25 protein-coding genes are annotated in these 24064 nt (G+C 72.1%); 16 read left to right on the forward strand and 9 right to left on the reverse strand.

What is annotated here, in order from left to right:
* Nucleotides 1-9 precede the first annotated feature (9 nt).
* The 7 genes from DT019_RS04790 to era all read left to right on the forward strand — a co-directional run bounded on the left by DT019_RS04790 (nt 10) and on the right by era (nt 6655).
* Nucleotides 10-720 (forward strand): hypothetical protein, encoded by a 711-nt coding sequence (locus tag DT019_RS04790; RefSeq protein WP_114035380.1) that lies wholly within the window; start codon nt 10-12, stop codon nt 718-720.
* 42 nt (nt 721-762) lie between these two features.
* Nucleotides 763-1107 carry a cytidine deaminase gene (locus tag DT019_RS04795; protein WP_114035381.1) on the forward strand — a complete coding sequence of 115 codons (345 nt, stop codon included), beginning with the start codon at nt 763-765 and terminating at the stop codon, nt 1105-1107.
* Nucleotides 1108-1682: 575 nt separating this feature from the next.
* Nucleotides 1683-2168 (forward strand): hypothetical protein, encoded by a 486-nt coding sequence (locus DT019_RS04800; RefSeq protein WP_114035382.1) that lies wholly within the window; start codon nt 1683-1685, stop codon nt 2166-2168.
* Between the two features lie 292 nt (nt 2169-2460).
* Entirely contained in the window at nt 2461-3780 is a 1320-nt protein-coding gene (locus DT019_RS04805; RefSeq protein ID WP_114035383.1) for a beta-xylosidase, read from the forward strand.
* Between the two features lie 62 nt (nt 3781-3842).
* Nucleotides 3843-4790: a WxL protein peptidoglycan domain-containing protein gene (locus tag DT019_RS04810; protein ID WP_114035384.1), complete on the forward strand. Its 948-nt coding sequence runs from the start codon at nt 3843-3845 to the stop codon at nt 4788-4790.
* Between the two features lie 28 nt (nt 4791-4818).
* Nucleotides 4819-5604 (forward strand): hypothetical protein, encoded by a 786-nt coding sequence (locus DT019_RS04815; protein WP_114035385.1) that lies wholly within the window; start codon nt 4819-4821, stop codon nt 5602-5604.
* A gap of 97 nt (nt 5605-5701) precedes the next feature.
* A complete protein-coding gene (gene era, locus DT019_RS04820; RefSeq protein ID WP_114035386.1) occupies nt 5702-6655 on the forward strand; it encodes a GTPase Era in 954 nt (317 codons plus the stop codon).
* Nucleotides 6656-6703: 48 nt separating this feature from the next.
* Here era and DT019_RS04825 read toward each other — a convergent pair whose 3' ends face one another.
* The 3 genes from DT019_RS04825 to DT019_RS04835 are packed head-to-tail and all read right to left on the reverse strand — an operon-like array spanning nt 6704 to nt 8952.
* Nucleotides 6704-7522: a GNAT family N-acetyltransferase gene (locus tag DT019_RS04825; protein ID WP_114035998.1), complete on the reverse strand. Its 819-nt coding sequence runs from the start codon at nt 7520-7522 to the stop codon at nt 6704-6706.
* Between the two features lie 53 nt (nt 7523-7575).
* Nucleotides 7576-7842 carry a protealysin inhibitor emfourin gene (locus DT019_RS04830; protein ID WP_114035387.1) on the reverse strand — a complete coding sequence of 89 codons (267 nt, stop codon included), beginning with the start codon at nt 7840-7842 and terminating at the stop codon, nt 7576-7578.
* A 45-nt stretch (nt 7843-7887) separates the two neighbouring features.
* On the reverse strand, nt 7888-8952 hold the full coding sequence (locus DT019_RS04835; RefSeq protein ID WP_114035388.1) for a M4 family metallopeptidase: 1065 nt from the start codon (nt 8950-8952) through the stop codon (nt 7888-7890).
* A gap of 365 nt (nt 8953-9317) precedes the next feature.
* Here DT019_RS04835 and leuA point away from each other — a divergent pair, with 365 nt between their 5' ends.
* Together leuA and DT019_RS04845 are read left to right on the forward strand one after the other, a co-directional pair.
* The gene (leuA, locus tag DT019_RS04840) at nt 9318-11075 is read left to right on the forward strand and encodes a 2-isopropylmalate synthase (protein ID WP_114035389.1); all 1758 of its coding nucleotides are present in this window, start codon (nt 9318-9320) and stop codon (nt 11073-11075) included.
* A gap of 576 nt (nt 11076-11651) precedes the next feature.
* Nucleotides 11652-12389 (forward strand): TerB family tellurite resistance protein, encoded by a 738-nt coding sequence (locus DT019_RS04845; RefSeq protein WP_114035390.1) that lies wholly within the window; start codon nt 11652-11654, stop codon nt 12387-12389.
* Between the two features lie 16 nt (nt 12390-12405).
* Here the strand turns inward: DT019_RS04845 and DT019_RS04850 are convergent, their stop codons facing one another.
* Nucleotides 12406-12861: a hypothetical protein gene (locus DT019_RS04850; RefSeq protein ID WP_114035391.1), complete on the reverse strand. Its 456-nt coding sequence runs from the start codon at nt 12859-12861 to the stop codon at nt 12406-12408.
* Nucleotides 12862-13447: 586 nt separating this feature from the next.
* On the opposite strand from DT019_RS04850, the gene DT019_RS04855 reads away from it, so the two are divergent.
* The 4 genes from DT019_RS04855 to DT019_RS04870 all read left to right on the forward strand — a co-directional run bounded on the left by DT019_RS04855 (nt 13448) and on the right by DT019_RS04870 (nt 17926).
* Nucleotides 13448-13669, forward strand: a complete 222-nt coding sequence (locus DT019_RS04855) for a hypothetical protein (protein ID WP_114035392.1) — start codon at nt 13448-13450, stop codon at nt 13667-13669.
* 183 nt (nt 13670-13852) lie between these two features.
* Nucleotides 13853-16030 carry an MMPL family transporter gene (locus DT019_RS04860; protein ID WP_114035393.1) on the forward strand — a complete coding sequence of 726 codons (2178 nt, stop codon included), beginning with the start codon at nt 13853-13855 and terminating at the stop codon, nt 16028-16030.
* A gap of 16 nt (nt 16031-16046) precedes the next feature.
* Nucleotides 16047-17234, forward strand: a complete 1188-nt coding sequence (locus DT019_RS04865; RefSeq protein WP_411292685.1) for a sensor histidine kinase — start codon at nt 16047-16049, stop codon at nt 17232-17234.
* Nucleotides 17231-17926, forward strand: coding sequence for a response regulator (locus DT019_RS04870; RefSeq protein WP_114035395.1), 696 nt, complete (start codon nt 17231-17233; stop codon nt 17924-17926). The genes DT019_RS04865 and DT019_RS04870 overlap by 4 nt, the downstream gene beginning before the upstream one ends.
* A gap of 12 nt (nt 17927-17938) precedes the next feature.
* Here DT019_RS04870 and DT019_RS04875 read toward each other — a convergent pair whose 3' ends face one another.
* A complete protein-coding gene (locus tag DT019_RS04875; protein ID WP_114035396.1) occupies nt 17939-18646 on the reverse strand; it encodes a hypothetical protein in 708 nt (235 codons plus the stop codon).
* 242 nt (nt 18647-18888) lie between these two features.
* Between DT019_RS04875 and DT019_RS41010 the strand changes: the two genes are divergently transcribed.
* The 3 genes from DT019_RS41010 to DT019_RS04890 are packed head-to-tail and all read left to right on the forward strand — an operon-like array spanning nt 18889 to nt 20637.
* The gene (locus DT019_RS41010) at nt 18889-19020 is read left to right on the forward strand and encodes a hypothetical protein (RefSeq protein ID WP_388978110.1); all 132 of its coding nucleotides are present in this window, start codon (nt 18889-18891) and stop codon (nt 19018-19020) included.
* Nucleotides 19017-19766 carry a DNA repair protein RecO gene (recO, locus tag DT019_RS04885; protein WP_114035397.1) on the forward strand — a complete coding sequence of 250 codons (750 nt, stop codon included), beginning with the start codon at nt 19017-19019 and terminating at the stop codon, nt 19764-19766. The genes DT019_RS41010 and recO overlap by 4 nt, the downstream gene beginning before the upstream one ends.
* A 22-nt stretch (nt 19767-19788) precedes the next feature.
* On the forward strand, nt 19789-20637 hold the full coding sequence (locus tag DT019_RS04890) for an isoprenyl transferase (protein ID WP_114035398.1): 849 nt from the start codon (nt 19789-19791) through the stop codon (nt 20635-20637).
* Nucleotides 20638-20730: 93 nt separating this feature from the next.
* Here DT019_RS04890 and DT019_RS04895 read toward each other — a convergent pair whose 3' ends face one another.
* The 4 genes from DT019_RS04895 to DT019_RS04910 are packed head-to-tail and all read right to left on the reverse strand — an operon-like array spanning nt 20731 to nt 23925.
* Complete coding sequence (locus DT019_RS04895; RefSeq protein ID WP_114035399.1) at nt 20731-21168, reverse strand: Fur family transcriptional regulator; 438 nt, start codon at nt 21166-21168, stop codon at nt 20731-20733.
* 59 nt (nt 21169-21227) lie between these two features.
* On the reverse strand, nt 21228-22130 hold the full coding sequence (locus DT019_RS04900; RefSeq protein WP_114035999.1) for a metal ABC transporter permease: 903 nt from the start codon (nt 22128-22130) through the stop codon (nt 21228-21230).
* 5 nt (nt 22131-22135) lie between these two features.
* A complete protein-coding gene (locus DT019_RS04905; protein ID WP_114035400.1) occupies nt 22136-22894 on the reverse strand; it encodes a metal ABC transporter ATP-binding protein in 759 nt (252 codons plus the stop codon).
* 32 nt (nt 22895-22926) lie between these two features.
* The gene (locus DT019_RS04910) at nt 22927-23925 is read right to left on the reverse strand and encodes a metal ABC transporter substrate-binding protein (protein ID WP_114035401.1); all 999 of its coding nucleotides are present in this window, start codon (nt 23923-23925) and stop codon (nt 22927-22929) included.
* Nucleotides 23926-24064: the final 139 nt, after the last annotated feature.

Raw genomic sequence — 24064 nt, forward strand, 5'->3', positions numbered from 1 at the left:
GGATCACACATGTCCGCGTCCGTGTCCGCTTCCGTCAGACGCACCGCCGCCGTGACCCTGGTCGCCTCGTCCCTGCTGTTCGCCGCCGCGTGCGGGGGATCGGACAGCAAGAGCGACACGTCGGCCAAGTCCTCGGCGCCCTCGGCGTCCGCCCCCGCCGGTGCGGCGAAGTCCGTCACCGAGGCCCAGCTGAAGGCGGCCCTGCTGACCGCGAACGAGGCTCCCGCGGGCTGGAAGGCCGACCCGGAGGCCGGGGACGGCGTGGGCAAGGCCGACAAGGGCGACTGCCAGAAGTTCCTGGACCTCATGCAGGGCCAGCCCGCCGCGCTGGGTGCGACCGCCCGGCAGACGAGCAACTTCGACCACGGGGGCCAGCAGGTCTTCGGCTTCGACGCGGACAAGGCCGCCGGGTACCTCAAGGGCTTCGACGCGACCGTCGCCACCTGCGCGTCGTTCACCGTCGACATGGACGGGGAGAAGGCGCCCGCCACGGTCAAGCCGCTCACCGTGGACAAGGCGGGCGACGAGTCCCACGGCTACGAGCTGGTCATCGACATGGGTCCGATCAAGATGGGCTTCGACAACTACGTGGTCCGCAAGGGCGCGGCGCTGAGCACGTTCTCGGCGAAGGCCAAGCAGCCGGGCGCGGCCCCGGCGGCGGAGTTCAAGCCCGTCACGGACGCCGTGGCCAAGAAGCTGGACCAGGCGATTCAGGCCTGAGCCCCCGGTGGCTCCGGCCCCGGCACTCCTTATGCTCGGGGCATGACACAGAGCACCGAACTCGACCCCGAGGACCGCAAGATCATCACGCTCGCGCGCAGCGCCCGGGCCCGCAACGGCGTGGCCGAGGGCGCTGCCGTGCGTGACGAGACGGGCCGCACGTACGTCGCCGGCACGGTCGAGCTCCCCTCCCTGAAGCTGTCCGCCCTCCAGACCGCGGTCGCGATGGCGGTGGCCAGCGGCGCGAAGTCCCTGGAGGCGGCGGCCGTGGTGACCGAGGCGTCCGCCCTCACGGCAGCGGACACGGCAGCGGTACGCGACCTGGGCGGCCCCACCACCCCCATCCTCCTGGCCACCCCCGCAGGCACCCTCCGCTCAACAACCTGACCCCCAACCCTCGGTCGCCGGGAGACGCGCCCTGCAAAAGGGGCGCGAGCACCCGGTCCCCGCAGGCACCCCGCACAACCGGTCGCCGGAGACGCACCCTGCCAGGGGCGCGGGGAACGGCGCGAGCACCACGAACGGCCCGCACCCGACAGCGGGCGGTTGGGGCCACGCGAATCCCCCGCACAACGGGGTGCCGGAAGACGCACCCTGCCAGGGGCGCGGGGAACGGCGCGAGCACCCAGCACGGTCCGCAGCCGACATCAAACCTGCCCCGCGCCGCAGGCACCCCGCGTTAAGAATCAACGCGATGGCCCTTGCAATCCCAAGCCACCCGCGCATCAATGGACGACAGTCGATCCGACGGTCCGTCAGATTCGCGGGCGGGCCGGCACGGGGTGCAGAGCCGCAGCCCCGGGCCGGAGTCGGACGCGCTCCCTCCGCGCAGCTACCGCAGCCCCCGCACAGCCATGCCCGCGCGCCCGCGCACCCGTGCACGTGGGCCGCCGGGGCGTGCCACGCGGTCGTGTGTCGAGGACGCGGCAGACGATCAACTCCCTGTAACGGGAAGGGGAACCATGCGTAGGAGCACCAGAAAACCGGTCGCTCGGGCCGCACTCGCGGTGGGGGCGGTGGCCGTGGCGGGCCTCGCCTTCGCGCCAAGCGCGGCCGCCGTCTCGCCGGGCTCGGCGACCGCCACGTACGACTGTGGAACCTGGGGCGGCGGCAGCGCCACGCTCACCGCGACCCAGAGCGGCACGGCCGCGACCATCACGCTGACCTCGGCCGTCACCACCCCGGTCGCCGTGGGCGCCAACCAGATCAGCGCCAACCTGACCCTCGCGGGCGGTGCGGGCGGCACCACCGTGTTCAGTGGCAACGCCAACCCCGCCCTGAGCGCGGGCGACCCGGTCACCATCGGCCCGCTGAACGGGACCGTCGCCTCCGGTGACAGCCTCGACTCGTACTTCGACGGCACCGCCTTGAAGATGACGATCTTCGGGATCACGGTGAACTGCGACGCGACGACCTCACAGGCGCCGGGCCCGTTCGTCTTCGACTGACGCGCACCGGGCGGCCGAGCGAACCGCCCACGCCCAGCAAAAAGCAGCACGCACCATCCAGCACGCAGCACGCACACCCGCAGAACAAGCCGGTGCCGTCCCGGGCGGCGCCGGCTTTCGTGTGGCACCAGTGCCCCCAAGTGGCCTGAAATGCCAGGATCTTGACAGTATCTGATGGGTCATCAGTTGCTGCGCCGGGATGGCATTGACTTCTTTTCGCCCCCAGCCGTCAATGGGCCCCTGCCGGCGCAGCCGAGCCGCGCTGTGCCACTTCAGGAAGGGGGGCAAGCCCATGTCGGAACGTCGAAGACGGCGTCTGGCCGCCGTGTTGGGGGCGGTCGCACTCGCCGCCGGAACCGGCGCGCTCGCCGCACCCGCGAGCGCACTGGCCGCGACGCCCGTCGACTTCGCCACGCACTGCGTCCCGCCCGCCGTCGCGGGAATCCCGCCGATCGACGGCACCACGAACGCGACCATCACCGTCGACAACGCCGCACCCAAGGTCGGCGACAAGGTCACCGTCACCTACACGGTGAACAAGCCCGCCGCCAGCAACCCGGTCGACATCGCCCTGCCCGCCGACATCATGACCCCGACCGGCAAGGTCGTCCTCGCGGGCGCCCAGAGCGGCACCGTGGACGTGGCGGGCCCGAAGAAGAACGTCCCGGTGCCCGGCAAGGGCGCGTTCCCGGCGTTCTCCATGAGCGGCAGCTTCACCGCCAGCAAGGCCGGTGCGATCACCCTGTCGCCCGGCGACTACAACATCCACACCAGCTACATCATGGAGCTGGACACCCCCTGCACGGTCACCAATCCGCCCGCGCCCGTCTCCGAGACGGTCAACGCCACGGACGGCGGCGGCCAGGTCAACCAGCGCACGATCAGCGCGGCCCCGGCCGCCGGCAACGCCGGTGACCGTACGACCGTGACCGGGGCCAAGTTCACCCCGAACGCGGACGTCACCGTCGCGGGCTGGAACGGCACCGCCACCACCGCCGACAAGATCACCTTCAAGTCGGACGCGAACGGCGGCTTCACCGCCCGGCCGAAGATCACGGACCCGGCCACCACCGGGATCGTGGCCTACGAAGGGGCGGCCTGGGACCCGGCGAACGGCGCGGGCCCGGTGGCGTACAAGGTGAACGGCGGACCGCCGCCCACCGGACCGAGCCAGAGGCTCAACGCGGCCGTGCACGCGGGCACCCTCGCGATGTCCCAGGCCGGGGACAGCGTCGACCTCACCGCGGTCGACTTCGGCAAGGGCGGCGCCTCCACCGGCAGCCTGAAGACGGTGACGGTCCAGGACTTCCGCGGCGGCCCCGCGGGCTGGTCCCTGACCGGCAAGGTCACCGACTTCACCGGCCCCGGCGGCTCCATCGACGCGGGCAGACTCAGCTGGACACCCGCCTGCGTCACCAAACCCGGCTCCCCGTCCGTGTGTGCCGCGGGCTCGGCCGGCGGCGTGGGCGGCGCGGGCGCGACCCTCGCCTCCACCCCGAACGCGGCGCTGACCGGCGGCGAGTTCACCGTGGACGCGAAGCTCTCGCTCGATGTGCCCGCGTTCACCGCGCCGGGCGCCTACAGCGGCGTGCTGACCCTCACCCTCACCTGACATCCACCCCGTGGGCCGGGCGCGCACCCGGCCGGCCCACCCGTCCCCGGGGGTCCACCGCCGTGCGCAAGCTGTCCGCACTCCTCCTGGCCGCCGTGCTCGCCCTGCTCGCCGCGCCTCTCGCCCGCGCCGCCGACAACGGAGACTGGTCCGTCTTCCCCGCCTCCGCGGGCGCCGCCCAGCGCCCGTACTTCTACCTCTCCGCCGACCCCGGCGCGACCCTCGACGACCAGGTGACCGTCGCCAACAGGACCTCGGCGCCGCTGAGCTTCCGCCTGTACGGGGCCGACGCGTACAACACCGAGCGCGACGGCGGGTTCGCCGTGCGCACGGAGAAGGAGCGGCAGACCGGCGTGGGCGCCTGGGCGAAACCGGCCCGGAGCGCGATCACCGTCCCGGCCCGGTCCGCGGTCACCGTGCCCTTCACGCTCACCGTGCCGCCGGACGCCGAGCCCGGCGACCACGTCGGCGCCCTGGTCGCGCTCGACGACCACGTGGCGCCCGGTCCGGCCGGGAACGGCAAGGTCGCCGTCGGCGTCCAGCAGGCCGTGGGGGCCCGGATCTACCTGCGCGTGGGCGGCCCCACCCTCCCCGCGCTCGCCGTCGAGAACGTCTCGCTCGCCCAGCACCGGCCGCTGGTGCCCGGCCTGGGCGAGAGCCGCACCGACATCACGTACACGCTGCACAACCGGGGCAACGTCACGCTCAACCCGAAGGTCGACCTGAGCGCGACCGGACTTTTCGGCCGTACGCTGCTCAGCCGCGGCCTGACCAAGGTGCCCTCCGAACTGCTGCCGGGGCAGCAGGTCACGCTCACCGAGGCATGGCACGGCGCGCCCCAACTCGACTGGGGCGACGTCAAGTTGACGGCCAGCGCGAGGGACGCGCGGGGCTCGGCGGCCGCCTCGTTCCTCGCCCTGCCGTGGCTCGCCGGCGCGGTCCTGCTCGCCGCGGCCCTCGCCTGGGTGGCCCAGCGCGTCGTGCGCCGTCGTATCGTGGCCCGGTCATGACACGTACGGCAGGTGAGGGGCAACCGTCATGCGGACGGGGCGCAGGGAAAAGCTGACGGGCTACGCGGTGGTGCTGGCGGCGCTGGTCACGGTCGCCGGGTGCGGCGGCCCGGACGACGCGGCGGCGACGAAAGCCACGCCCGCCCAGGGCGCCGCCAAGCCTGCCGTCGGGGGGCAGCCCTTCACCAAGGCGCAGACCGACGCGGCCCTGCTCACCGCGCAGGACGTGGGCGCGGGCTGGTCCGAGGACCAGGACCCGGGCGACAGCCCCTCCGCTGAGGCCAGCGGTGGGGACAATTCGGACGTCGGTGCCGAAGGCGGTGCGGACGGCACCAACAGCGCGCAGTGCGACACGTACATGGAGACGTGGAACGGCCCCAAGGACGGCCAGGCCGCGGCCAGTTCGAGCCGTGACCTCGCCAAGGAGTCCGGCACCGAGCACCTGACCTTCCGCGTGGTGGCCTATCCGTCCGTCGCGGAGGCGACCAAGGCGGTCGCCGCCTCCCGCGCGCTGCCCGCCGCCTGTGACGGGGGCTCGCTCGACTTCAACTGGGGCGGGCCCGAGAAGAGCGAGGTCAAGCCGGAGAACGTGGCGAAGCTGGGCGACGAGTCGGTCGGCATGCGCGTCACGGCGCCGCTCGCCTCGGTGCCGGGCACCGAGCTGCACCTGGAGGTCCTGTCCGTCCGCGAGGGGGCGAACGTCTCCATGGTGACCTTCGCGGCCCAGACCCAGCCGGACCCGGCGCTGCTCCCCGCCCTCCTGACGAAGGCCGCCGCCCGCCTCCACACCCTGACCCAGGGCGGCACGCCCTAGCCCGGCGGGCCCGGCCGCGAGGGCGGGTGACCGCCCGGGGAGGGCCGTTTCCGGTGGGCTGGGCGGCGGGGGGTCCAGGATCGGGGAGAATGGCGGCATGAGCGCTCGTACCCCTGCCGCTGACACCGCCGCCGAACCCACCCACCGGGCCGGCTTCGCCTGCTTCGTCGGTCGCCCCAACGCGGGCAAGTCCACCCTCACGAACGCTCTGGTCGGGCAGAAGGTGGCCATCACCTCCAACCGCCCGCAGACCACCCGGCACACCGTGCGCGGCATCGTGCACCGCCCGGACGCCCAGCTGATCCTGGTGGACACCCCCGGCCTCCACAAGCCGCGCACCCTGCTCGGCGAGCGCCTCAACGACGTGGTGCGGACCACGTGGGCCGAGGTCGACGTGATCGGCTTCTGCCTGCCCGCCGACCAGAAGCTCGGCCCCGGCGACAAGTTCATCGCCAAGGAACTCGCCGGGATCAAGAAGACCCCCAAGATCGCGATCATCACCAAGACCGACCTGGTCGACTCCAAGACGCTCGCCGAGCAGCTCATCGCCGTCGACCAGCTGTCCAAGGAGCTCGGCTTCGAGTGGGCGCAGATCGTCCCGGTCTCGGCGGTCGGCGACCAGCAGGTCCAGCTCGTCGCGGACCTGATCATCCCGCTGCTGCCCGACAGCCCGCCGCTCTACCCCGAGGGCGACCTCACCGACGAGCCCGAGCAGGTCATGGTCGCCGAGCTGATCCGCGAGGCCGCCCTCGAAGGCGTACGGGACGAGCTGCCGCACTCCATCGCCGTCGTCGTGGAGGAAATGATTCCGCGCGAGGACCGGCCCGCGGACAAGCCGCTCCTGGACATCCACGCCAACGTCTACATCGAGCGCCCCAGCCAGAAGGGCATCATCATCGGCCCCAAGGGCAAGCGCCTGAAGGAGGTCGGCATGAAGTCCCGCAAGCACATCGAGGCGCTGCTTGGCACGCCGGTCTTCCTCGACCTCCACGTGAAGGTCGCCAAGGACTGGCAGCGCGACCCCAAGCAGCTCCGCAAGCTCGGGTTCTGACCCGGAACCACCGCGACCAGTACGCCTGAGGGCCGCTCGCCCCGGCCCTCAGGCGTCGGCCGGTTCGGCGATCAGGGCCGTGCCCGCCGGGCGGAATCCCAAGGTCGCGTACATCCGGGCCACGTCGGCGTCGCCCGCCGACAGGAACACCGTCGTCACGCCCCGCTCCCGCGCGTCCGCGACCAGTGCCGCGGTGACCGCGCGCCCGAGCCCCCGGCGCCGCGCCGCGGGCAGGGTGCCCACCCCGACGATCTCGGTGACCGGGCCGACCGGGTTGTGCATCCCGGAACAGAGCGGCAGCCCGTCCTCGAACGCCGCCGCCAGGGCCGAGCGGCCCGCGCCGATCCGCTCGGCGACCTGCTCGGCCCGGCCGTCCCCGGCGCGGGCGGTGATCGCGGCGGCCAGCTCGGCCGGGCCCGCCGGGCCGATGCCGGTACCGGGCGCGGCGAACGCCAGATGCGGCACGACCAGCGCCGCGTGCAGCAGCGGATCGGCCGCGCCCAGGACACGCACCAGCGGGTGGGGCTCGGCGGCGGGCGCGTCGGCGTCCAGGACCATCAGCGGGTGCTCGTGGACCACGAGGCCCGACTCCTCGACCGCCGCGCGCAGGCCGGGGCTCACCTCGGCGACCCACTCGAAGGCCTCGGGCGCCCCGAGCGCACGCTGGCGGGCCCGCACCGCGTCCACGTCGGCGACCGTCACCGGCCCCGCGTGACCGAGGGTGGGCCGGGCGTAGTAGGGCCAACCCGCTCCCTCGCGGACGAACAGGGTCAGCGGACCGAAGTCCTCGGCGCGGGCCGAACTCCGGGGCGCCGCGTCGTAGTAGCACTCGAGATCGTCCAACTGGGTACGGGCAGTAAGGGTCATGCTGCGCATCCAAGCAGCACGCCGCCCCGCCCGCACCCGGCTTTTCCCGTCGGCTACGCGCCCTCCTTCAACACCCTTGTGATCAGCTCTCGTTGGGCCTCGGTCAGCTGCGGGTCCGCGCAGTGCACCGTGCGGCCGTCCACGGTGATCTCGTAGTGGAAGCCGTCCGGCACGCCTGGTGACCGCACGGGACAGCCCTCGGCGAGAGCGGCCGCTGCCAGCGCCTCCCACTCGGCGGCATCGGGCCGGCCCGAGGTGTCGATCCCGGCCCGGCGCTCGATGCCGGCGAATCCTCCTGAGCGGCACACCTTGATACGCATGGCCTCTGTCTAGCAGCCCCGGTCCACCGCGTCAGCGGGTACGTCTCAGGAGGCCGGAACCCCCACCTGCGACCACGCTTTCAGGACGGCCTGGTACTCGGCGCCGTCGCCGTAGCGCGCCTTGGCGGCGGCCACCGTGAGCTTGGCGAAGTCCTTGAACATCGCCTGCTTGCCGAGCCGCCCGCCGGTCAGCACGTCGTACCAGATCTGCCCGGCCCGCTCCCAGGCCTTGCCGCCGAGCGCGTCGGCGACCAGGTAGAAGGCGTGGTTGGGGATGCCGGAGTTGATGTGCACCCCGCCGTTGTCGCGGCCCGTGGTGACGTATTGGTCCATCGTCGCGGGCTGCGGATCCTTGCCGAGCTGCGGGTCGTCGTACGCGGTGCCCGGTGCCTTCATCGAGCGCAGCGCCTCGCCGCGCACGCCGGGCGCGAGCAGGCCCGCGCCGATGAGCCAGTCCGCCTGCTGGGCGTCCTGGTCCAGGGAGTACTGCTTGACCAGCGAGCCGAAGACGTCCGACATGGACTCGTTCAGGGCGCCCGGCTGGCCGAAGTAGGTCAGGTTCGCGGTGTGCTGGGTGACGCCGTGCGTGAGCTCGTGGCCGATCACGTCGACGGGCAGGGTGAAGTCCAGGAAGATCTGGCCGTCACCGTCGCCGAACACCATCTGCGTGCCGTTCCAGAAGGCGTTGTCGTAGCTCTGGTCGAAGTGCACGGTCGCGTTCAGCGGCATGCCGCTGCCGTCGATCGAATGGCGCTGGTACGCCGTGAGGTACAGCTCGAAGGTCGCGCCGAGCCCCGCATACGCGCGGTTCACGGTGGCGTCCTGGACGGGCTGCTCGCCCTCGCCGCGGACCTTGGTGCCGGGCAGCGTGGTGGAGTGCTGGGTGTCGTAGATGGTGCGCTGCGGCTGGTCGGGGGCCGCGCCCGCGGGCGGTGGGAGCGGGTCGGCGCCGAGGACGGTGGTCAGCCGGCGTCCGGTGCGCTGGGCGGCGTCCGCGATGAGGGTCTGTCGGGCGATCCGAACGAGCGCGGGGTCCTCGGCCTCGATGAGCCGGTCGAAGACGTGGGGCGGGACGATGGTGCAGAAAACCGGGTTGGTGGTGGCGTCCATGCCGGGAAATGTGGCACTGGGGGATGGGGCTGTCACTACTCGCCACCATGATTGTGAAGCGTGCTTTCCCTACGACCGTTCCCGGCCATTTCCGCCGCGAACGGCGGAGGCCTCCCCGGCCGGGCCGTGGCAATCGAGGCGTACGTCACCTTTTGTCCGAATCGATGCGGGCATCCCGCATACTGATACGGGACCGCCGCTCCCGTCGCCCCTCGGCTAGGCTGCGACATCATGCGTATCGGGCTGCTTCTCCTTAGCTGCCGCGGCGAGGGCCTGTAGTCGTAGGCCGACACCCTCCCCGCGGGATCTGGTGTTGCGCTCGACGGTCGGCCGTCCCTCTCTCACCGTTCGAGGAGCCGCACGCCATGTCCCAGCCCGTTGGTCGCCCCACTCCCGTCACCAACGCCACCCAGGCGCAGAAGCCGTCCGGGATGCCGATCCACAAGTACGGTCAGTACGACGCCGTGGACATCCCCGACCGCACCTGGCCGAACGGCCGGATCACCAAGGCCCCGCGCTGGCTGTCGACCGACCTGCGGGACGGCAACCAGGCGCTGATCGACCCGATGAGCCCGGCCCGCAAGCGCGAGATGTTCGACCTGCTGGTGCGCATGGGCTACAAGGAGATCGAGGTCGGCTTCCCCTCCTCCGGCGAGACCGACTTCAACTTCGTACGCTCCATCATCGAAGAGGGCGCGATCCCCGAGGACGTGACGATCTCCGTCCTGACCCAGGCCCGCGAAGAGCTGATCGAGCGCACCGTGGAGTCCCTGCGCGGCGCCCACCGCGCGACGGTGCACCTGTACAACGCGACCGCCCCCACCTTCCGCCGGGTCGTCTTCCGCGGCACGAAGGAGCAGGTCAAGCAGATCGCGGTGGACGGCACCCGGCTGGTCATGGAGTACGCCGACAAGATCCTGGGCGACGAGACGATCTTCGGCTACCAGTACTCGCCGGAGATCTTCACCGACACCGAGCTGGACTTCGCGCTGGAGGTCTGCGAGGCGGTGTGCGACGTGTGGCAGCCCGAGGAGGGCCGCGAGATCATCCTCAACCTGCCCGCCACGGTGGAGCGTTCGACCCCCTCGACGCACGCGGACCGCTTCGAGTGGATGAGCCGCAACCTGTCGCGCCGCGAGTACGTGTGCCTGTCCGTGCACCCCCACAACGACCGCGGCACCGCCGTGGCGGCGGCCGAGCTGGCGATCATGGCCGGTGCGGACCGCATCGAGGGCTGCCTGTTCGGCCAGGGCGAGCGCACCGGCAACGTCGACCTGGTGACCCTGGGCATGAACCTGTTCAGCCAGGGCGTGGACCCGCAGATCGACTTCTCCCAGATCGACGAGATCCGCCGCACCTCCGAGTACTGCAACCAGATGGAGATCCACCCGCGCCACCCGTACGCGGGCGACCTGGTCTACACCGCCTTCTCCGGCTCCCACCAGGACGCCATCAAGAAGGGCTTCGACGCGATGGAGGCGGACGCCGCCGCCGCGGGCAAGACGGTGGACGAGATCGAGTGGGCGGTCCCGTACCTGCCCATCGACCCGAAGGACGTCGGCCGCTCCTACGAGGCCGTGATCCGGGTCAACTCGCAGTCCGGCAAGGGCGGCATCGCCTACGTCCTGAAGAACGACCACAAGCTGGACCTGCCGCGCCGGATGCAGATCGAGTTCTCGAAGATCATCCAGCAGAAGACGGACTCCGAGGGTGGCGAGGTCACTCCCGCCGCGATCTGGTCGGTCTTCCAGGACGAGTACCTGCCCAACCCCGAGAACCCGTGGGGCCGCATCCAGCTGCGTTCCGGCCAGACGACGACGGACAAGGACGGCCGCGACACCCTGACCGTCGAGGCGGTCGTCGACGGCCAGGACACGGTCCTGACCGGCACCGGCAACGGCCCGATCTCGGCCTTCTTCGAGGCGCTGGCCGCGACCGGGGTCGACGCGCGGCTGCTGGACTACCAGGAGCACACGATGAGCGAGGGGGCGTCCTCGCAGGCCGCGTCCTACATCGAGTGTGCGATCGACGGGGCTGTGCTGTGGGGGATCGGGATCGATGCGAACACGACTCGGGCGTCTCTGAAGGCGGTCATCTCGGCGGTCAACCGAGCCGCCCGCTGACCCCCCGGCGGGGCACCCCGGCCCGCCCGGGGGTGCCCAGCTGGGGGCAGTTCCCCGTGCCCCTGAAACCCGCTTTCCTCTGCGGACCGTGCTCGCTTCTCGCGCAGTTCCCCGCGCCCCTGTAGGGGGCCCCGCATGGGCATCTTCAGCCCGTCCGGCGATTGAGGACGAGCGCCCTTTAGGCGCGATACGGGGTCTGGGGCGGAGCCCCAGGGCGCCTGCGGACCGTGCGGGGTCGCTCGCGCAGTTCCCCGCGCCCCTGTAGGGGGCCCAGCATGGGCATCTTTTGCCCGTCATGGGGGTCCCCCCTGGCCCTTAAGGCCTTGGGGGAGATTGAGGACGAGCGCCGTTCAGGCGCGATCGGGGTCTGGGGCGGAGCCCCAGGGGGCTTCCTCAGCGCTCCCCGCCCCCGGAGGGTCTTGGGGAGGGGCGGGGTGGGGAAAACTTCCCACCCCGCAGCGACGCCTTTTGGCCATCGGGAGGCTCTCCTCCTTCCGGGGTGCTGACGCCACATCACGACTGTGGCTAACATCACGTCAACGCGGCAACGTTGCCGGAGCGTTACGGAGGTGCGCGGTGCGGCCAGCACGGGGACAGAACGGTACAAACCTCACCGGGACGCAGCCCGCGTCCCGCCTCCGCCCCCGCCTCTGGTCCGTCCGCACCGCATGGCACACGGTCGGCGACGGCGAGTTCTTCTGCCCCGACTGCGGCGGCGACCGGAACTACCAGCGCCGCACCGGCCGCAGGCGCCTGACCGTCCTGGGCATCCCGCTCGTCCGCCGCGGCACCGCGGGCCCGGTGGTCGAATGCGCCGCCTGCCAGGGCCACTTCGGGACGGACGTTCTGGACCACCCCACCACGACCCGCTTCTCCGCGATGCTCCGCGACGCCGTGCACACCGTCGCCCTCGCCGTCCTCGCGGCGGGCGGCACCTCGTCGCGTACGGTCACCGCAACCGCCGTCACCACGGTCCGGGCGGCCGGGTTCGACGACTGCACCGAGGAGCAGCTGGTCGCCCTCATCGAGGCGCTGGCCGCCGACACCGGCCGGTTCCTCACCGACCCGGTCGACGAGACCGACCCCTGCGGCGCGGCCCTGGCCATCGAGCTCCACGAGGCCCTCGAACCGCTGGCCCCGCACCTCGCCCCCGCCGGCCGCGAGTCCATCCTGCTTCAGGGGGCCCGTATCGCGCTCGCGGACGGCCCGTACAGCCCGGCCGAACGCGAGGTGCTCAGCACGGTCGGCGGGGCGCTCTCGCTCTGCGCGGACGACACCGCCCGGCTGCTCGCGGCGGCCCGCACCCCGTCCTGAGTCCGCCGCCCGGGGCTCAGTCCTTGAGCTGGTATTCGCAGAGCTTGTCCGACTTGCCGTTCTGATTGTCCGCGACCTGCTTGCCGTCGACCTTGATGGTGCAGGGGGCGGCCTGGAGCATCCCGCTCCCGTCCGCGCGCTTGATCGAGCCCGGCACCACCGACACCGTGTGGCCGACCTTCAGCTCGGCACCCTCCAGCGTCACGGACTCGGTCTTCGTCCAGGGCAGCGTCACCTGCTCGAAGTGATTGGTGTTCCCGATCCACATCACCTGGGCCGCGCCCGTGCCGCCCACCTCGAAGACCACCTGGTGCGCGACGCCCTTCCGGTCCGGCGCCAGTCCCTTGGCCCCGCTGCCCGCCGGGGCGCTCGCCCTGGCCGCGCCGCCGTCGTCCTTCTTCTCGCTGCCGCACCCGGTGAGCAGCGCGGCCACCGCGAGCAGGGTGAGGGCCAGGGTGCCTGTCTTGTGCATGGTCGTACGTCCCCGTTGCTGAGCTGATCGGTATGGATCCCGTGGGGGACCTGATCGGTGTCGGTCCCGTGGGAGACCGTAGATCATGCCATCGAACGCGCGGCCACCGCCCGCGCGGGCAAGCCTCAATCGCCGTACCGCAATCCGTCGTTGGAGCTCCGCCGCAATCCGCACACCCTGAACACCCGCTCGAATAAACCTTGCTAGGACAGTTCACCTCTCGATCCACCGCGGATTCATCTCACCCGCCTCGCGAATTGCCCGTTCGAATCCGCCTCCTGATATTCGGATATCGATGTACGGGATCATCCGATGCGCTGGGTGCTCAACGCCAGTGCCTGGTAAGAGGGTTGGCGTGGCCGGCCAGGACGCTCGCCGCTCGGGGGCGGCAAGCGGAGGGGAATCCGAGAAGAGTCGGTCGCAGGCGAATTGCGGGACGCGCGCGCCCGGTCCGGAATTACGCGGCCGTCGTCGGGCTCGGTCCGATTCCGTACCCGAACGAAAAAACTGAGGTCATTGATCCACAGACGACGCCGGAGACCCGATACTGCCGACGGTCCTGTTCCACACTGCCGGAGGGAAAGCCATGACCGCAGTCCCGCCCGTGGGTTCGTACGTCGTCGACACCGGGAACGGAAGACTGGGCCAGGTGATGGGGCGGGAGGGGCCCTACCTCCAGCTGCGGCCGTTCGGCGGTGGCCGCGAGTGGGAGTGCCGGCCCGAGGCGGCCCGCGCCGCGACCCCGTCGGAGCGGCTCAGCGCGGCGACGGCGTACGCGAACGCGCGCAGCCGGGGCGAAGTGCCCTGAGCCGCACTCCCCGGGGAGCGGGCGCGTTACTCCCCAGGGAGTAACGAGGGCTCCGCGCACCCCCGGGGAGGTACGGACGATCTCGGTCGCGGGCGCGACGAAGCGGGCCCCCGCGGGCGGGACGCTGGGAACAGCCGGGCAGGCCGCGAGGGCCTTCCGGAACCCAGCCGGAGGGGGCCCGCCATGGGGTCGACCAGGTCAGCATCGCCCGGGGCGCCGCCCGTGAAAGCGTCAACCGCCGCACGGCGGCGGGTCGTTCCCTGGGGCGTGCTCGCGCTGTGGGTGATCGTGCTCGCCGTCGCCGGGTCGTTCGCGGGGCGACTGGGGGACGTCCAGCGCGACCAGACCACCGACTACCTTCCGGCCGGTGCCGACTCCACCCAGGTCGCCGCCCTCCAGGACAAGCTGCCCGGCGGCGAAATCACCAGCCTGGTGCTCGTCTACCACCGCGACGGCGGTCTGACGGCCGCCGACCGGGCCACCGCCGCCCAGCAGCTCGCCTCGATCACCGTCGCGCCGGGCACCGGGCCCGCCACTACACCCGCCCAGCTGGGGGACGCCAAGGACCCCAAGGAGTTCGCCGCCACCCAGCACGGATCCGGCCTGTCCTCCAGGGACGGCGCCACCCTCATGTACACGGTGTCCACGGCGGCGACCGCCAAGAACGACGCCGCGAAGAAGGCCTTCGTCGACGACGTACGGGCGCACACGCCCGATGTGGCCGGGATGAGCGTGCGGGTCGGCGGGGACGGCGCCCTCGACGTCGACGCGCGCGGCGTCTTCGGCTCCCTCGACGGCACGCTGATGCTGGCGACCGGCCTGGTGGTCGCGCTGCTCCTGATCCTCACCTACCGCAGCCCCGTGCTGTGGCTGGTGCCGCTGGTCGTGGTCGGCGCCGGCGCGGTGAGCGCACGGGCCGCCGTGTACGGCCTCGCCTCCTGGTCCCAGATCACGGTCACCAGCCAGAGCGCGGGCATCATGACCGTCCTCGTCTTCGGGGCGGGCACCGACTACGCGCTGCTGCTCGTCGCCCGCTACCGCGACGAACTGCGCCGCACCCCCCTGCCGTACGACGCGATGCGCGCCGCCCTGCGCGGCTGTGGGCCCGCCCTGCTCGCCTCGTCCGGCACGGTCGTGGCCGGGCTGGTCTGCCTGCTCGCCGCCGACCTCAACAACGTCAGGGGGCTCGGCCCGGTCGGCGCGATCGGCGTGCTCGGCGCCCTCGCCGCGATGCTCACGCTGCTGCCCGCGATCCTGGTCCTGCTCGGGCGGCGGGTGTTCTGGCCGCTGATCCCGGCGTACGGCAGCGAGCCCAGGCGGCGGGGCCGCGACCTGTTCGCCGCGATGGGAAGCTCGGCGGGCAGGCGCCCAACCGCCGTGCTGCTGACGGGAGTCGTGCTCCTGGGCGCCCTCGCGCTCGGCGCGTTCAACCTGCCCGGCGCCCTCAAACAGCAGGACAGCTTCACCACCAGGCCCGAGTCGACGGTGGCCATGAGCACGCTCGCCACCGCCTTCCCCGACCGGGGCAGCCGGCCCATCGAGGTCATGACCCCGACCGGCCGGGCCGACCGTACGCTCGCCGAGGCGCGGGCCGTCGAAGGCGTCGCGAGCGCCGAACGGGGCCGCAGCGGCGGGGGCTGGACCGAGATCGCCGTCACCGCGAAGGCCGCCCCCGAGTCGGCGGGCGAGAACGCCACCATCGGACGGCTGCGGGCCGCGCTCACCGGCGCGCACGTCGGCGGGCCCAGCGCCCAGGCCCTCGACCTGGCCGACACCAACTCCCACGACCGGCTCGTGGTCGTCCCGCTCGTCCTCGCCTCCGTCCTGCTGGTCCTCGCCCTGCTGCTGCGCAGCCTCGTCGCGCCGCTGCTGCTCGTCACCGCCGTCGTCGCGGTGTGGGGCGCGGCCCTCGGCATCGGCGGGCTGCTCTTCGGGCCGGTCCTCGGCTTCTCGGGCCTCGACCCGGGGCTGCCGCTGCTCACGTTCGTCTTCCTGGTGGCCCTCGGTGTGGACTACGGCATCTTCCTGATGCACCGCACCCGCGAGGAGACCCTGCGCGGAGCCGGACCGCGCGAGGCCGCGCTCACCGCGCTGCGCACCACCGGCGGGGTGATCGCCTCGGCGGGCACGGTGCTCGCCGCGACCTTCGGGGTGCTGGCCTCGCTGCCGCTGGTGATGTTCGTCGAACTCGGCACGATCATCGCGGTCGGCGTGCTCCTGGACACCTTCCTCGTCCGCACCTACCTGGTGACCAGCGCCAATGTGCTCCTCGGGCGCGGGGTCTGGTGGCCGGGCGGCCTGTCCCGCGCCCCGGGGACGGCCGCCGACGAGCCCCCGGCGCTGGTCGACTCCCGCCGATGAGGGCGAGGATGGCAGGGTGGCACACGTGAACGGACCGACGGGCCCGGGGGAGCGGCTGACGGCGATGCTGCACCGCGACCCCGGGGAGAGCGCGCACCCGCTGCGGGCCGACGCCGCGCTCGCCGCCGGCGCCGGGCTGCTGGGCGCCGCCATCGCGTACGCGGACACCGCGATGCGGCCGGACGCGCTCGGCTGGGCGCTGCTCGCCGGGGCCGCGCTCGCCCTGGTGGCGCGGCGCCGCCGGCCGATGGCGGTCCTCGCCGTCGTCGTGGCCTGCATCGCCCCGTACCAACTGCTCGACAACGCCCACATGGGGCCCATGCCGATCGCGATGACCGCGATGTACACGGTCGCCGTGACCGGCACGGTCCGCCGCGCGGCGACCGTCGGCGCCTGTGTCGTGGGCGTCGCCGTCACCGGCATGTCGTTCAACGGGGTCCACCGGGCCTTCGACGTGTTCCGGACCTCCGGCTGGCTGGTGGCCGCGCTCGTCTTCGGCGTCGCCCTGCGCAACTCCCGCGCCTACGTGGCCGAACAGCGGGCCATCGCAGCCCGCGAGACCGAGCGCAAGCTCACCGAGGAACGCCTGCGCATCGCCCGCGACCTGCACGACCTGCTGGCCCACAGCATCACCCTGATCGGGGTGCGCACCTCGGTCGCCGCCCATGTCCTGACCGCCACCCCCGACCGGCTCGACCGGGCGGCGGTCGCGGCCGCCCTCGACTCGATCGCCGACACCTGCCGCGAGGCCCGGGCCGAACTGCGCACCACCTTGACCGTGCTGCGCGCCGACGAGCACGGACCGCTGCCCGACCTCACCGGGCTGCCCGAGCTGGCCCGTACCGCGAAGGCGGAGCTCACCGTGGCCACCGGCGGTGCGCATGTGCCGCCCGCCGTGGGCGCGGCCGCCTACCGGATCGTCCAGGAGTCCCTGACCAACGCGGTGCGCCACGCGGGTCCCGACGCCACCACCCGGGTGCGCGTCGAGGCGGTGGACGCGGTGCTGGAGGTCACCGTCACCGACGACGGCCGGGGCGGCGCCGCCGGGGGTTCCGGCTTCGGGATCGTCGGGATGGGGGAGCGGGCCCGCAGCGTGGGCGGCACCCTGGAGGCCGGGCCGCGCCCCGAAGGCGGCTTCGAGGTCACCGCACACCTGCCGCTCTTGCCCCGCCTCGACGACCACCCCCTGGAGGTCACCGCATGACCGCCGCTCCGGACGAGGGCGGCCGGGTCATCCGGGTGCTGCTCGCCGACGACCAGACGCTCGTGCGCTCGGCCTTCGCGATGCTCGTCGACTCGGCCCCCGACATGGCCGTCGTCGGCCAGGCCGGCACCGGCGCGGAGGCCGTGGCTCTGGCCCACTCGGCACGGGCCGACGTCGTCGTCATGGACCTGCGGATGCCGGGCACCGACGGCATCGAGGCGACCCGCCTGATCGCCGCCGCCGAGGACCTCGCCGGGGTCAGGGTGCTCGTCCTCACCACGTACGACACCGACGAGAACGTGCTGGAGGCGCTGCGGGCCGGGGCCTCCGGATTCCTGGTCAAGGACACCCGCCCCGCCGAACTCCTCGACGCCATCCGCACGGTGGCCGCCGGTGAGGCGCTGCTCTCGCCGGGGCCGACGGCGAGCCTGATCGCCCGCGTCCTGCGCGCCCCGCGGCCCGTGCCGGGCGGTGGTCCCGACGCCCTCGCCCCGCTCTCCGACCGCGAACGCCAAGTGCTCACCCTGGTCGCCCGGGGCCTGAACAACACCGAGATCGCCGACGCCCTCGCGCTGAGCCCGCTCACCGCGAAGACCCATGTGAGCCGGATCATGGGCAAGTCCGGGGTGCGCGACCGGGCCCAGCTGGTGATCCTGGCGTACGAGTCGGGGCTCGTGGTGCCGGGCGCCTGAGCCCGCCGGGCCTCAGCCCTGGCCGGGCGCGTCCGTGGGGTCGGCCGGCTTGATCAGGGAGTCGTCGGAGGGCCGGGTCCTGGCGGTGCCCTTGGCGGGATCCGACGCGGCCGGCAGCGGGGCGAGCTCGGTGCCGTTCCAGCGCAGGGTGGTGGCGGACTCGCGGTTCCGGCCGCCCGCGGGCTCCGTGACGATGAGATCGGTGCCCAGCGTCGCGGCGCTCGTCCCGGGACGCCCCGCGTATTCGAGCACGGCGTGCGCCTGCTCACCGACGGCGGTGTACACCCACAGGATGGTGCGGCCCAAGTCGTCGTAGGCGAGCACGAGTTCACGCCTCCCGTCACCGGTGAGGTCGGCGTACGCGGGTGGCCGCAGCCGGCACGACGAGCCGTTCGGGCAGTCCTTGAGGCCGCTCTGCACCGCGCGGTCGGTCGCCGGGTCGGCCGCGAGCAGCCGCACCCCGTCGACGCGGGCCAGATCCCCGTCCGGCACGGTCACCCCCGGCACCGCGGCGCGCGCGTGGAAGCCCTGGCCGGGCCGGGTGGGCGTGGCGCCGGCGGTGTGGTCGGGCCACAGCGGCGACGCGGACGCCGACGCGGCGGGCGTCGCCGCGGGCCCGTCGTCCCGCACCCCCTCGCCCGCCGAGCAGCCCCCGAGGGCCAGCACGGCGAGCACCCAGGCCGCCGTGCGGGCACGGCGACCGGTCGTGGGCAGCGGCATTCCGTCCGTCCAGGTGGGGTGAGGGCATCTGCATGCGGAGACCTGACACAGGAGAAGAGGCTCCTGCTGCCGCAATGGTGCCCCATCCCCCTGTGCAATCCCCCGGAGCCACCCCCCACCCCGCCTCCGCACCACCGGCACCCCCGGGGCAGGACGCCCCAACTTGATCCCCGCCACGTCGCCGCGGGGGCGAGGGCGGGGGTTCGGGCCGGGCAGGGTGGTCCGTGCAGGACAATGGGCGCATGAGTCTGTTCCGTGATGACGGCATCGTGCTGCGCACCCAGAAGCTCGGTGAGGCCGACCGCATCATGCTGTGCTCATCCGGGGGGCAACCCCCGGACCCCCGGCCGGAGACCCGTGGGGGCGTGCGGTGAGTCTGTTCCGTGATGACGGCGTCGTGCTGCGCACCCAGAAGCTCGGTGAGGCCGACCGCATCATCACGCTGCTCACGCGCAATCACGGGCGGGTGCGGGCGGTGGCTCGGGGGGTGCGGCGGACCAAGTCCAAGTTCGGGGCGCGGCTCGAACCGTTCTCGCACGTCGACGTGCAGTTCTTCGCGCGCGGCAGCGAACTCGTCGGGCGCGGGCTCCCGTTGTGCACGCAGAGTGAGACGATCGCTCCGTACGGTGGCGGCATCGTCACGGACTACGCCCGGTACACGGCGGGCACCGCCATGCTGGAGACGGCGGAACGGTTCACCGACAACGAGGGCGAGCCCGCCGTTCAGCAGTACCTGCTCCTGGTGGGCGGGCTGCGCACGCTCGCCCGGGGCGAGCACGCCCCGCACCTCATCCTCGACGCGTTCCTGCTGCGCTCGCTGGCCGTCAACGGCTATGCCCCGAGTTTCGAGGATTGCGCGAAATGCGGCATCCACGGCCCCAACCGGTTCTTCTCGGTCGCGGGCGGCGGCGTCATATGCGGTGACTGCCGCGTACCCGGCAGCGTCGTACCCTCTGCGGAGGCCATCGGTCTGCTCAGCGCGCTGCTCACGGGGGACTGGGCGACGGCGGACGCCAGTGAGCCGAGGCATGTGCGGGAGGGCAGCGGGCTCGTGTCGGCCTATCTGCACTGGCACCTGGAGCGCGGCCTGCGCTCCCTGCGGTACGTAGAGAAGAACTGAGCATCTAGGGAGAGAGCTCCACATGGCAGTACGCGGAATCCTGGGCGGGCGGTCGCGGCGTGACTACAAGACCCCCGAACCGCACCCCTCGGGCGCGGTGCCGCCGAAGATCCCGGCGGAGCTGGTGCCCAACCACGTCGCCTGCGTCATGGACGGCAACGGCCGCTGGGCCAAGGAGCGCGGCCTGCCCCGCACCGAGGGCCACAAGGTCGGCGAGGGTGTCGTCCTCGACGTGCTCAAGGGCTGTCTGGAGATGGGCGTCAAGAACCTCTCCCTGTACGCCTTCTCGACGGAGAACTGGAAGCGCTCGCCCGAAGAGGTCCGCTTCCTCATGAACTTCAACCGCGACGTCATCCGGCGCCGCCGCGACGAGATGAACGAGCTGGGCATCCGCATCCGCTGGGTGGGCCGCATGCCCAAGATGTGGAAGTCCGTCGTCCAGGAGCTCCAGGTCGCCCAGGAGCAGACCGTCGACAACGACGCCATGACGCTGTACTTCTGCGTCAACTACGGCGGCCGCGCCGAGGTCGCCGACGCCGCGCAGGCCATCGCGCGCGATGTCGCCGCCGGGAAGCTCGACCCGTCGAAGGTGAACGAGAAGACCTTCGCGAAGTATCTGTACTACCCGGACATGCCGGACGTCGACCTCTTCCTGCGGCCCAGCGGCGAGCAGCGTACGTCCAACTACCTGATCTGGCAGTCCAGTTACGCCGAGATGGTCTTCCAGGACGTGCTGTGGCCCGACTTCGACCGGCGTGACCTGTGGCGGGCCTGCCTGGAGTTCGCCTCCCGCGACCGCCGCTTCGGGGGCGCCATCCCGAACGAGGCGCTGGCCGCCCTGGACAAGTCCGGGGACCTCCCTCGCGCGTGAGGCCCCGGGCCCGCCAAGGAGAAGAGGCCCGTGCGCGCGGCGCCGGGCCTCAGGGGGTGGGGCGGGCCCCATGAGAGGGGCCCGCGCCGGGTGCTAGGACGCCGGAGAAGCGGCGCAGGACTCGCAGGTGCCGAAGATCTCCACGGTGTGCGCCACGTTCACATAGCCGTGCTGGGACGCGATCGACTCGGCCCACTTCTCGACCGCCGGCCCCTCGACCTCGACCGCCTTGCCGCACACCCGGCACACCAGGTGATGGTGGTGGTCGCCCGACGAGCAGCGGCGGTACACCGACTCCCCGTCGCTCGTGCGCAGCACGTCCACCTCGCCCGCGTCCGCGAGCGACTGGAGCGTGCGGTAGACGGTGGTCAGGCCCACCGAGTCACCCCGGTGCTTGAGCATGTCGTGCAACTCCTGCGCACTGCGGAACTCGTCCACCTCGTCAAGCGCCGCCGCCACCGCGGCACGCTGCCGGGTCGACCGGCCTCGTACGGGGGCGGTATTCGACCCGCCGAGTGGCGCTGTCGTCACAGGTGCCTCCAAGCCTTGACCCGTACAAACTCTCCTTGGGCCATTGTGCCAGCTCCCGCTCAGGCCGTGGCCTCGCCGGCCGGGGCCTTTGCCGGGGCGGGCACGTCGAGTCCGCACTCGCCCTCGGCCGGCGCGGCCGCGGCGGCCCGGGCCCGCCGCCTGGCGAGCGGGGTCGCGAGCGCCGTCAGGGCGATGAAGATCGCGATCGTGAAGAGGACGATGACGGCGCCGGGCGGGACGTCCTCGTAGTAGGTGACGACGGTTCCGCTGAGGGTCACCGTCACGCCGATCGCCACCGCGATCGCGAAGGTCAGGGCGAAGCTGCGGGACAGCTGCTGGGCGGCCGCGACCGGCACCACCATCAGCGCGGAGACCAGGAGCAGGCCGACCACGCGCATGGCCACCGTCACGGTGACCGCGGCCGTGACCGCCGTCAGGAGGTTCAGGGCGCGGACCGGCAGACCCGTCACACGTGCGAACTCCTCGTCCTGGCTGACCGCGAACAGCTGGCGCCGCAGACCGATGGTCACCAGCAGAACGAAGGCCGCCAGGAGGCTGATCGCCCAGACGTCGGACGGGGAGACCGTCGACAGGGAGCCGAAGAGGTAGGAGTTGAGGTTGGCCGTGGAGCCGCCCGGCGCGAGGTTGATGAAGAGGACACCGCCCGCCATGCCGCCGTAGAAGAGCATCGCGAGCGCGATGTCGCCGCGCGTCTTGCCGTACCAGCGGATCAGCTCCATCGTGACCGCGCCGAGTACGGAGATCAGCGTGGCCATCCAGACCGGCGAGGTGGACAGCAGGAAGCCGAGGCCGACGCCGGTCATCGCCACGTGCCCGATGCCGTCGCCCATCAGAGCCTGGCGGCGCTGGACCAGGTAGATCCCGACGGCGGGAGCGGTGATCCCGACGAGGACGGCCGCGATCAACGCCCGTTGCATGAAGGGGGAGTTCAGGAGTTCCATCATGGTCAGCTCAGCAGTCCCGTGCGTACCGGCTCGATGGCCGTGTGCGGATGTACGTGGTCGTGGCCGGGCAGGGCGTGCTGTCCGACGGCCCGCGGCGGCGGCCCGTCGTGCACGACGCAGCCGTCGCGCAGCACCACCGCCCGGTCGATCAGCGGCTCCAGGGGGCCCAGTTCGTGCAGTACGAGCAGCACGGAGGCGCCCGAGGCCACCTGCTCGCGCAGGGTCGCGGCGAGGATCTCCTGGCTCTCGATGTCGACGCCCGCCATGGGCTCGTCCATGATCAGGAGTTCCGGGTCGGCCGCCAGGGCCCGCGCGATCAGCACGCGCTGGTGCTGGCCGCCGGAGAGGGCGTCCACGGAGTCCTTGGCCCGGTCGGCGAGGCCGACCGCCGCGATCGCCCGGTCGACGGCCTCGCGGTCGGCCTTGCGCAGGATCCCGAAGCGGGTCCGCGAGAGCCGCCCCGAGGAGACGACCTCGCGGATCGTCGCGGGCACCCCGCCCGCGGCGGTCGTGCGCTGCGGTACGTAGCCGACGCGGCCCCATGCGCGGAAGCGGCGCCGGGGCGTTCCGAAGATCTCCACCGAGCCGCCGCTGAGCGGCACCTGCCCGATGATCGTCCGGATCGCGGTGGACTTGCCCGAACCGTTCGCGCCGAGCAGCGCGACGACCTCGCCGCGGTGCACGGTCAGATCGATGCCGCGCAGCACGGGGCGCGAGCCGAGCTCGGCCGTCACCTTGGTGAGCGATATGACGGGCTCCATGGCAGGTGCCTCCCCAGCGGGTGGACGGATGGTCACTTGGCGCCGAGCGCCGTCGTGAGGGCGGTGAGGTTGGACCGCATCACCGAGAAGTAGTCGGTTCCCTTGGACTTGTCGGTGATGCCCTCGAGCGGGTCGAGTACATCAGTCTTGAGCGAGGCGTCCGACGCCAGGGTCTTGGCGGTCTTGTCGCTGACCAGCGTCTCGTAGAAGACGGTCGTGACGCCGTCGGCCTTCGCCATCTTCTGGAGGTCCTTGATCCGGGCCGGGCTCGGCTCGGAGTCGGGGTCGAGGCCGTTGATGGCCTCCTCGGTCAGCCCGTAGCGCTCGGCGAGGTAGCCGAAGGCCGCGTGGGTGGTGATGAAGACCTTCGACGTGAGGGCCTTGTTGTTCTTCAGGGCGGCCGCGTACTCCTGGTCGAGGTCGCCGAGCTTCTTGACCAGGGCGTCGGTGTTCTTCCGGTAGTCCGCCGCGTGGGCCGGGTCGGCCTTCTGAAGGGCGGCGCCGACGCCCTTGGCGACCTCGGCGTACTTCACCGGGTCCAGCCAGATGTGCGGGTCGTCGCCGGTCTCCGCGTGGCTGTGGCCGTGGTCGGCGTGGTCCTCCTCGCCCGCGGTGTGGTCGTGCTCGGCGGCGTGGCCGCCCACCTCGTTTCCGTGCTTCTCCATCGTGGTGAGCGTCGAGGCGTCGACCTTGGTCTTGACGTCGGCCTGCTTGACGGCCGCGTCGACGGCGGGCTGCAGGCCCTTGAGGTAGACGACCGCTCCGGCGTCGTTGAGCTTCGCGGTCTGCTTCGCGCTGATCTCCAGGTCGTGCGGCTCCACGCCCGGCTTGGTCAGGTTGGAGACCGATACGTGGTCCCCGCCTATCTGCTCGGTGAGGAACTGCAAGGGGTAGAACGACGCCACCACCTCCAGCTTGCCGTCCTTCTTCCCGTCGGCCGCCGCGCCCGATCCACAGGCGGTGAGGGCCGTGAGACCGAGGAGGGCGGCGCAGGAGAGGGCGGCCGGGGGTATGAGGCATCGTACGTTCATGACATCCATTTTCAACAAAGATGGAAACGGTTGTCAATAATCTGGACGGACCGCCCCGTGTGAGGGGGCGAGGACGAGAACCGATTTGATACAGGGGGTGCGGCCGCCGCTAATCTGAGGCATTCGCCGTTCCCCCGTT

The sequence above is a fragment of the Streptomyces sp. SDr-06 genome, from assembly GCF_003324565.1.
GTDB lineage: Bacteria > Actinomycetota > Actinomycetes > Streptomycetales > Streptomycetaceae > Streptomyces.